Annotated in this window: 11 protein-coding genes; 5 read left to right on the top strand and 6 right to left on the bottom strand. The window is 68.8% G+C overall.

Translation table 11 applies throughout. The features are described 5' to 3' along the window. Positions 1–150 precede the first annotated feature (150 nt). A complete protein-coding gene (locus tag HUV06_RS13140; RefSeq protein ID WP_174301712.1) occupies positions 151–630 on the bottom strand; it encodes a GNAT family N-acetyltransferase in 480 nt (159 codons plus the stop codon). 120 nt (positions 631–750) lie between these two features. On the opposite strand from HUV06_RS13140, the gene HUV06_RS13135 reads away from it, so the two are divergent. The 4 genes from HUV06_RS13135 (at position 751) to HUV06_RS13120 (ending at position 3,085) form a co-directional block, all read left to right on the top strand. Further along, positions 751–1,239 (top strand): hypothetical protein, encoded by a 489-nt coding sequence (locus tag HUV06_RS13135; RefSeq protein ID WP_174301711.1) that lies wholly within the window; start codon positions 751–753, stop codon positions 1,237–1,239. Positions 1,240–1,243: 4 nt separating this feature from the next. Next, the gene (locus HUV06_RS13130; protein WP_174301710.1) at positions 1,244–1,438 is read left to right on the top strand and encodes a hypothetical protein; all 195 of its coding nucleotides are present in this window, start codon (positions 1,244–1,246) and stop codon (positions 1,436–1,438) included. A 94-nt stretch (positions 1,439–1,532) separates the two neighbouring features. Then, positions 1,533–2,294 (top strand): hypothetical protein, encoded by a 762-nt coding sequence (locus tag HUV06_RS13125; RefSeq protein ID WP_174301709.1) that lies wholly within the window; start codon positions 1,533–1,535, stop codon positions 2,292–2,294. 164 nt (positions 2,295–2,458) lie between these two features. Then, positions 2,459–3,085, top strand: coding sequence for an HD family hydrolase (locus HUV06_RS13120; RefSeq protein ID WP_174301708.1), 627 nt, complete (start codon positions 2,459–2,461; stop codon positions 3,083–3,085). 6 nt (positions 3,086–3,091) lie between these two features. On the opposite strand, the gene rraA is transcribed toward HUV06_RS13120, so the two are convergent. The 5 genes from rraA to bioB all read right to left on the bottom strand — a co-directional run bounded on the left by rraA (position 3,092) and on the right by bioB (position 7,197). After that, on the bottom strand, positions 3,092–3,583 hold the full coding sequence (rraA, locus tag HUV06_RS13115; protein WP_174301707.1) for a ribonuclease E activity regulator RraA: 492 nt from the start codon (positions 3,581–3,583) through the stop codon (positions 3,092–3,094). Between the two features lie 24 nt (positions 3,584–3,607). Next, positions 3,608–4,495, bottom strand: a complete 888-nt coding sequence (gene rpoH / locus HUV06_RS13110) for an RNA polymerase sigma factor RpoH (RefSeq protein ID WP_174301706.1) — start codon at positions 4,493–4,495, stop codon at positions 3,608–3,610. A 196-nt stretch (positions 4,496–4,691) separates the two neighbouring features. Next, positions 4,692–5,678 (bottom strand): RluA family pseudouridine synthase, encoded by a 987-nt coding sequence (locus HUV06_RS13105; protein WP_174301705.1) that lies wholly within the window; start codon positions 5,676–5,678, stop codon positions 4,692–4,694. A gap of 53 nt (positions 5,679–5,731) precedes the next feature. Further along, positions 5,732–6,121, bottom strand: a complete 390-nt coding sequence (gene hisI, locus HUV06_RS13100) for a phosphoribosyl-AMP cyclohydrolase (protein WP_174301704.1) — start codon at positions 6,119–6,121, stop codon at positions 5,732–5,734. After that, positions 6,118–7,197, bottom strand: a complete 1,080-nt coding sequence (gene bioB / locus HUV06_RS13095; protein ID WP_174301703.1) for a biotin synthase BioB — start codon at positions 7,195–7,197, stop codon at positions 6,118–6,120. Before bioB ends, hisI begins: the two co-directional genes overlap by 4 nt. A gap of 159 nt (positions 7,198–7,356) precedes the next feature. Between bioB and HUV06_RS13090 the strand changes: the two genes are divergently transcribed. Beyond that, positions 7,357–7,806, top strand: a 450-nt coding sequence (locus HUV06_RS13090) for an aldo/keto reductase (RefSeq protein ID WP_174301702.1), incomplete at its 3' end; no start/stop codon positions are given.

Raw genomic sequence — 7,806 nt, 5'->3', positions numbered from 1 at the left:
CCGTCGGACAGCTGTTGCATCCTTCGAGGCGCCTCCTGCGGAGGCTCCAAAGGATGCGGAAGGGTGTGATGCCCGGCTCTTCTCCTCATGCCGGGGCGTGAGCTTGCCCGCGTCTGGAAGCCCGCAAGATCGTCCGATCGCATGGGAAGCTCAGCGGGCGGCCAGCTTCGCCAGCGCCTCGCCCGTGAGCCGGCGGATGCGCCAGTCGTCCAGGCTGCGCGAGCCCAGCGCGTCGTAGAAGGCGAGGGCGGGCGCGTTCCAATCCAGCACCGCCCACTCCATGCGCCCGAGATCCTCGGCCAGGCACCGCCGTGCGAGGGCGCGCAGCAACGCCTTGCCCGCGCCGCGCCCGCGGGCCTGCGGCCGCACGAACAGGTCCTCCAGATAGAGCCCGGAGCGGCCGACGAAGGTCGAGAAGTTGTAGAACCACAGGGCGAACCCCACCGGCTCCCCGTCCACCTCGGCGATCTCGCAGAAGGCGCGGGGCGCCTCGCCGAACAGGGCGGCCCGGATGTCTTCCGGCTTGGCCTTGGCCTCGTGCTCCAGCCGCTCGTAGACGGCCAGTTCGCCGATCAGGTCGGCGACCAGGGTGCAGTCCCGGGTCTCGGCGCTGCGGACGACCACGCTCATCCCCGGACCCCCGCGCCGCGTCGCGCCCCGGCCGTCCCCAGGAACGGATGGCGGGTCGCCGAGTTGACTCCCGCGACGACCGCGGCCGGTGGCCGCGTGAGACAGGAGGAGGCTGCGCCCATGGTCGATGTTCCCGAGTACGACGACCAGGACCTGGCCGAGGTCTTCGACGAAGACAACACCAACGAGGAATCTCAGCGTCACGGAGGCAAGGAAGACGCCGAGCAGTTCGAGGACCTCCCGGACGTCTATGATGTCACCACCAAGGTGGGCGACGGGGACGACGACGAGGGCGAGATCGGCGAGGACATGGACGACGACGAGATCGTCGCCGCCTCCGCCGACGGCGACGAGGATGATGAAGAGGACGATGACCTGAAGGGCCGCTTTGGCGAAAGCGGCGCTGCGGAGGATCCGGCTGACGAGAACGATCTCGGGCCGGACGATCCCGACCTCGCCGACAACATCGACAAGAAGGACCCCCACGAGGTCGAACTGACCTATGCGGGCGACCTGACGAATGTGGCGGGCGCGGGCTCCAGCGCCGCCGAACTAGAGTCCGACACGCTGGACGATGACGACCTGCGTGACCTCGATTACAAGGATTGAACCCATGCCCAGTGACGATCCCAAGACGCGTCCGCATGAGGACGACGATCAGGCCGCCGCCGATCTGACCCCGGAGAGCGAGGCGTTGGACGAGCATGGCCACGACCACGCCCACCGGCGGCGTGACGAGCTGCTCGACGAGGGCGTCGAGGAGACCTTTCCGGCCTCCGACCCCGTGGCGGTGAAGCACATCACCTGAGCGACAGCCGTCGCGTCCTCTTTCGCTTACCGCGAATTCACTGGACCGGAACGTCGCTCCGCGAGAGCCTGCCCTCGTTGAAGGGGAGGCTCACATGCGTATCGCCCGCTCAGGGGTCCTGCTCGTCGCCGTCTGCGCCTTGGACGCCTGCCACCCCAAGCCGCTCCATGAGGCCGGCCTTGGCTACGCCCGCCGGCCTATGGGAGTGGGCCAGACCCTGGTCTGTCCTGATCAGGTCGGCGGTCTGAACCGCACGGCCTGGGGCGCCGACGGTCGCACCTGCGCCTATGAAGGTCCTCATGAAGAGCAGGTGCAGCTCAGCTTCATGCCGCTGGGCGGCGTTGCGCCCGACGTACGCCTGGCGAGCTTGGACCAGACGCTGAAGGCTGAGCTGCCCGCCGTCAGTTCGGCCGCGGCGAACGGCCAGGGCGTCTATGTCGGCGGCGACGCGGGGGGACACCACGCCCACATAGACCTCCCCGGCTTCCATCTGAACGCCTCCGACGGCAAGGCCAGCATCCACATGCCCGGCGTCTCCATCAACGCCGACGGCGACGACGCCAAGGTGACCACGGGCCCTGAAGGACACGAGAACTCGGTGGTCAGCGCTCACCCCGGCGGGGCCGAGATCAGGGTGGGCGGCGTCAACGCAAACGGCGCGGACATGACCTACCTGCTGGCCTCCGACACCCCGGGCCCGACTGGCTTCCGGGTGGTCGGCTACATGGCCAAGGGGCCGCCAGCAGGGCCGCTGGTCGTGGCGGTCTTCCATGCCCGCGAGCATGACCACGGCGGCAACATGGACGACCACGGCCTGAGCCGCCTTCTCGACATGAACGTGCACGCGCAGGATTGAGCCGTTCGTCTGGCGGCTTGGGAAAGCGCCAGACGGCTCGTCCCGCTCATTTCGCCCTCCCGGCTCCACCTTGGGCGGGTTGATCTTCGGCGGCGACTGTCCCACTGCGGGCGGACGCCGCCAGGAAGGAACGACGGTTGGTCAAAGCCCTGCAGAGGGGGCGGATGCGCGACACCGCGCCGCGAGCCTGGCAGCGAATGCTGTCGGGGCGCCGGCTCGACCTCCTGCATCCCTCCCCGTTCGATATCGAGATCGAGGACATCGCCCACGGCCTCGCCCGAGTGGCGCGCTGGAATGGCCAGACGGTGGGCGAGCACGCCTTCTCCGTGGCCCAGCATTCCCTGGTGGTGGAGGAGATCTGCGCACACCTGGATCCGGCGATTGCGCCAGGGTGGCGGTTGGCGGCGCTGCTGCACGATGCGCCGGAGTACGTGATCGGCGACATGATCTCGCCGTTCAAGACGGCGCTCGGCCTCGACTACAAGAGCTTTGAGCACGGGCTGGAGACCGCCATCCACCTGCGCTTCGGCCTGCCGCCGGCTCCCCCTGCGGCGGTGAGGGCGCTGATCAAGCAGGCCGACCGGGTGTCCGCCTATTTCGAGGCGGTGCAACTGGCGGGCTTCTCGGTGGAGGAAGCGCGCCGCCTGTTCGGCGATCCGCCTGAAGGTTATGCGCCGGTGCTGACGCCGCTAGCCGCCTCGCCTGCCCAGGCCCGCTATCTGGAACGCTTCCAAGTGCTGTCCGAAGCTTCAGGCGTCGAGCTGCACGACGCGGCCATGGACACGGAGTAGGCGCCCTCAGTCCTGCGGGATCACCGTCCCCGGCTCAAGCAGGACGATCCCGTCCTCGTCGGCGAACAGCCTATCGCCCGGACACCAGGCTACGCCGCCGAACGCCAGCTCCACGTCGGCCGCACCCTCGCCGCGCCGCACCGAGCGGCGCGGGATGGAACCCATCGCCTTGACGCCAAGCTCGAGCCTCCCAAGCTCGGCGGTGTCGCGCACCGCGCCCCAGACGACCAGGCCGGCCCAGCCGTTGCGCTGGAAGTCCGCTCCTATCATGTCGCCGACCAGCGCACAGCGCAGGCTGCCGCCGCCGTCGACCACGAGCACCCTCCCCTGTCCCGGCGTGGCGGCGATCTCCTTGATCCGGCTGTTGTCCTCGAAGCACTTGACCGTCGCGATCGGGCCGGCGAACCGGACCCTGCCACCGAAGTCGCGCCAGGCGAGCTGGGGAACACGTGCGACCGCCTCGTGGGCGTCGCAGAGGTCGCAGGTTGTCCAACTCACCTGCACGTCCCCGACGCGCGCCGATCAGGCGTTGATCAGGTTGCGGTCGTGTGCGGCCGCATTCATCGCCTTCTGCAGCTTCTCGAACCCGCGTACCTCGATCTGGCGCACGCGCTCGCGGCTTACCCCGTACTGGCCCGCCAGTTCCTCCAGCGTCGTTGGATTGTCCTTCAGCCGCCGCTCGGTCAGGATGTGGCGCTCGCGGTCGGTGAGCTCCTGCATGGCCTCTTCGAGCAGGCCCATGCGCAGGTCGCGCTCCTCGTTCTCGGCCACGACGTGCTCGGCGCTCTCGCTGACGGTGTCCACCAGCCAGTCCTGCCACTCGCTTTCACTGTCGGAACGCAGCGGGGAGTTCAGCGAGCTGTCCGGCCCGGCCAGCCGCCGGTTCATCGAGATCACGTCGTCGTTGGTCACGCCGAGCTTGGTGGCGATCGACGCCACCTGGTCAGGATGCAAGTCGCCCTCCTCCAGCGCACTGATCTCCGACTTCGCCTTGCGCAGGTTGAAGAACAGCTTCTTCTGCGCCGCAGTGGTGCCGATCTTCACCAGCGACCAGGAGCGCAGAATATATTCCTGAATCGAGGCCCTGATCCACCACATGGCGTAAGTCGCCAGGCGGAAGCCCTTGTCCGGCTCGAACTTTTTTACCGCCTGCATCAAACCCACATTGCCCTCGGAGATCACCTCTCCGATCGGCAGGCCATAGCCGCGATAGCCCATGGCGATCTTGGCCACGAGCCGCAGGTGGGAGGTGACGAGCCGGTGCGCGGCCGCGGAGTCCTCGTGCTCGCGCCAAGCCTTGGCGAGCATGAACTCCTCGTCCTTCGTGAGCATCGGGAACTTGCGGATTTCGGTCAGATAGCGGGAGAGTCCGCCTTCCGGCGAGATCATCGCCAGAGCATTGGTAGCCATGGAGCCTTGTATCCCCTAGATGGAAAGCCATATCCGGGGCGTCGCACGGCCTTTCTGAGGGTCGTAGGAGGCGGCGTCTCGTCTGTGTGCAACTGCGAGATATATGCGATAGTTGCGGCCCGTTTAAGGCTTGCGGTGCATCCGATCCCAAAAACCCGCCGTCAAGCCCGACTTTCCTGAGTCATTACAACGCCGCTCACAGCTTCGTGAGCGCCGCCTCCAGCCCCTGCATGTCGGCAGGCGGAGAGGTCTCGAAGCGCAGGCGCTCGCCCGTAACCGGATGGACGAAGCCGAGGATCGCCGCGTGCAGGGCCTGACGCCCCAGGCCGCTGGCCACGATCGCCTCACGGACGGCCGCAGTCGGCGCACCGTGGCCATAGACCGGATCGCGGAGGCACGGCACCCCCTTATGGGCCAGGTGAACACGGATCTGGTGTGTGCGGCCGGTCTCCAGCCGGCAGATCACCCGCGCCGCCGCAGGACGCTCCGCCGGACCGTAGACCGCCTGCACCCGATAGTGGGTGATCGCCTCCCGCCCTCCGGCCTTCAGCACCGCCATCTTCTTGCGGTCATGAGGTGATCGGCCCAGGCGGGTGGTCACCGTGGCGCTCGACGGAGCGGGCGCGCCGCGGGTCAGGGCGATGTAGGCCCGCTCCAGATCATGGGCGGCGAACAGGGCGGCCAGCCCCTGATGCGCCCGGTCCGACTTGGCGGCGACCATGACGCCGGAGGTCTCCTTGTCGAGCCGATGCACGATGCCGGGTCGCAGCACGCCGCCTATGCCCGAAAGCGTGCCGGCGCAGTGGTGCAGCAGGGCGTGCACGAGGGTTCCGTCAGGCGTGCCCGGAGCGGGATGGGCGGCCATCCCGGCCGCCTTGTCGATGACGATGAGGTCGGCGTCCTCGTAGAGGATCGTCAACGGCAGGTCCTGCGGCTGAGGCTCCGCCGCCTCGGGCGCCGGGAAGAGCAGGATGTACTCGCCGGGTTGCGCCTTGGCGGACGCATCGGTGAGCACGAACCCATCCCGGCTCAGCGCGCCCGCCGCGATCAGGGCCTGCAGCCGTGAGCGCGAGACGTCGGAGACGCAGGCCAGCGCCTTGTCCAGGCGCTCGCCTGCGGCGTCTGGCTCAAGGACGAGGGAGACTGGCCGGCCACCCTCGTCATCATCGAAGGTCTTACTCACATCCTTCGCCTCTGATGAGGGAACGAACCCATCTTCCGGCGCTGTCGAGGCCCCTATCCCCGCTCCACAAGGCGGCCGTCCTCCACGACGCGATAGAAGCAGGAGCGGAAGCCGACGTGGCAGGCGCCGCCGTCGCCCTGCGGCCGCACCTTCAGCCAGACCGCGTCCTGATCGCAGTCCACCCGCACCTCGGACACGCGCTGAACCTGGCCGGACGTGGCGCCCTTGCGCCAGAGCTCACGGCGCGAACGGCTCCAGTAGTGCGCCTCGCCTGTGTCGAGCGTCGCCTGCAGCGCCTCGGCGTTCATCCAGGCGAGCATAAGCACCTCGCCGTCATCGGCGTGGGTGACAACCGCCGCAATCAGTCCGTCCAGCCCGAAGCGTGGCGCCAGGACCCAGCCGCGCTCGAGGGCCGCCGTGTCGCCGAGGTGCGGAAAGCTCACGCCGGCACTGGTCGGGACGCGGGAAGCGCAACGGGCGCACGGCTGGCGGCAGGCTCCGCGTCCGCAGGTATGGCTCGCAAGCCGAGATCGCGCATCAGCGCACTGTCGGCATCCTCGCCCGGCAGGGGCGTGGTCAGCAGGCGACCGCCAACGAAGATGGAGTTGGCGCCGGCCGACAAGCACAACGCCTGCAGCTCGCGGCTCATGCCCTCCCGCCCGGCGGCGATGCGGACCATGGCGCGCGGGCAGACGATCCGGGCCACAGCAACGGTCCGCACGAACTCGATCCCATCGACGGGAGTGGAGCCTGACAGCGGCGTCCCCTCTATCGGCACCAGGGCGTTGATCGGAAGGCTGTCGGGGTGCTCGGGCAGGGTGGCCAGCGCGTGCAGCAGGCCTACGCGGTCCGCCCGTCCCTCCCCCATACCCACGATCCCGCCGCAGCAGGTCTTCAGGCCCACGCTGCGCACATGCTCCAGGGTGTCCAGCCGGTGCTGGTAGGTACGAGTCGTGACCACCTCGCCGTAGTATTCCGGCGAGGTGTCCAGGTTATGGTTGTAATAGTCGAGCCCGGCCTGCCGCAGACGCCTCGCCTGGTCCTGGCGCAGCATGCCGAGCGTCGCGCAGGTCTCGAGCCCCAGCGCCTTCACGCCCGAGATCATGGCCTCGAGCCTGGGCAGGTCACGGTCCTTCAGGTCGCGCCAGGCGGCGCCCATGCAGAAGCGCCCCGCGCCGGCCGCCTTGGCGCGGGCGGCCTCGGCGAGGACCATGCCCGGCTCCATCAGCTTGGTGGCCCGGAGCCCCGTGTCGAAGGAGGCGGACTGGCTGCAGTAGCCGCAGTTCTCCGCACAGCCGCCCGTCTTGATGGACAGCAGCTGCGAGAGCTGCACCTCGGCGGGATCGAACCAGCGCCGGTGTACCGTGGCTGATAGGTAGGTCAGCTCCGGGAAGGGCAGCGCGTACAGGGCCGCGACCTCCTCCCGCGTCCAGTCGTGACGCGGCTCGGCGAGGTCAGCGCGGCCAACCTGGAAGGAGGCGGACTTTGGACGCGAAGCGGCGGGTTCTGGCGCGATCATGCCCACCTTCATAACCGTCGCCTCCCGAGATTGCACCCGGAGCAACGGCGTCTTGTGGCTTCCTTAAGCCATCTGGCGCTACCACTAACATGTGTTAAGAGCGCGCGGACATCGACCCTGGCGGCGTCGACGCGAGGCGTGCGTGGGAGTGCTTGGCGGATGAGTTCTGCGGTGTCCAGGCTCGGCCTCAGCGCCTCGCGCTTCGGAACGGCCGCCATCGGTGGCGGCCTGCGGATGAACGAGGCGGAGGCTTTCGCCACGGTCGCCCTCGCCGCGGACGCCGGCATGCGGCTGATCGACTGCCCCTCCGATCCGCAGGACGTCGAGCGCGTAGTCGGCCAGGTCCTTCCCTGCGAGCCCGCCTTCAGGGTCATGGCCCACACCGCCCGGGTGGACGGCGGCGCGGGCGCCGTCCTGCGCCGTCTGCAGACTTCCCTCCGCCGCATGAAGCTGGAGCGGGTTGACGCGGTGCTGGCCCACCCCGCCGCCCTCACCGCCCCTGACGGATCGAAGCTCTGGGACGGGCTGCTGCGGCTGAAGGAGAGGGGGGTGGTGGGTGCGCTAGGCATCACCGCCTGTGTCTGCGACGATCCGGTGGGGCTTGCCCGA

It is taken from the genome of Caulobacter sp. S45 (assembly GCF_903642205.1).
Classification (GTDB): Bacteria; Pseudomonadota; Alphaproteobacteria; order Caulobacterales; family Caulobacteraceae; genus CAHJWH01.
Note: the sequence above shows the minus strand (reverse complement) of the source record. Positions and strands in the feature narration are given on the sequence as shown.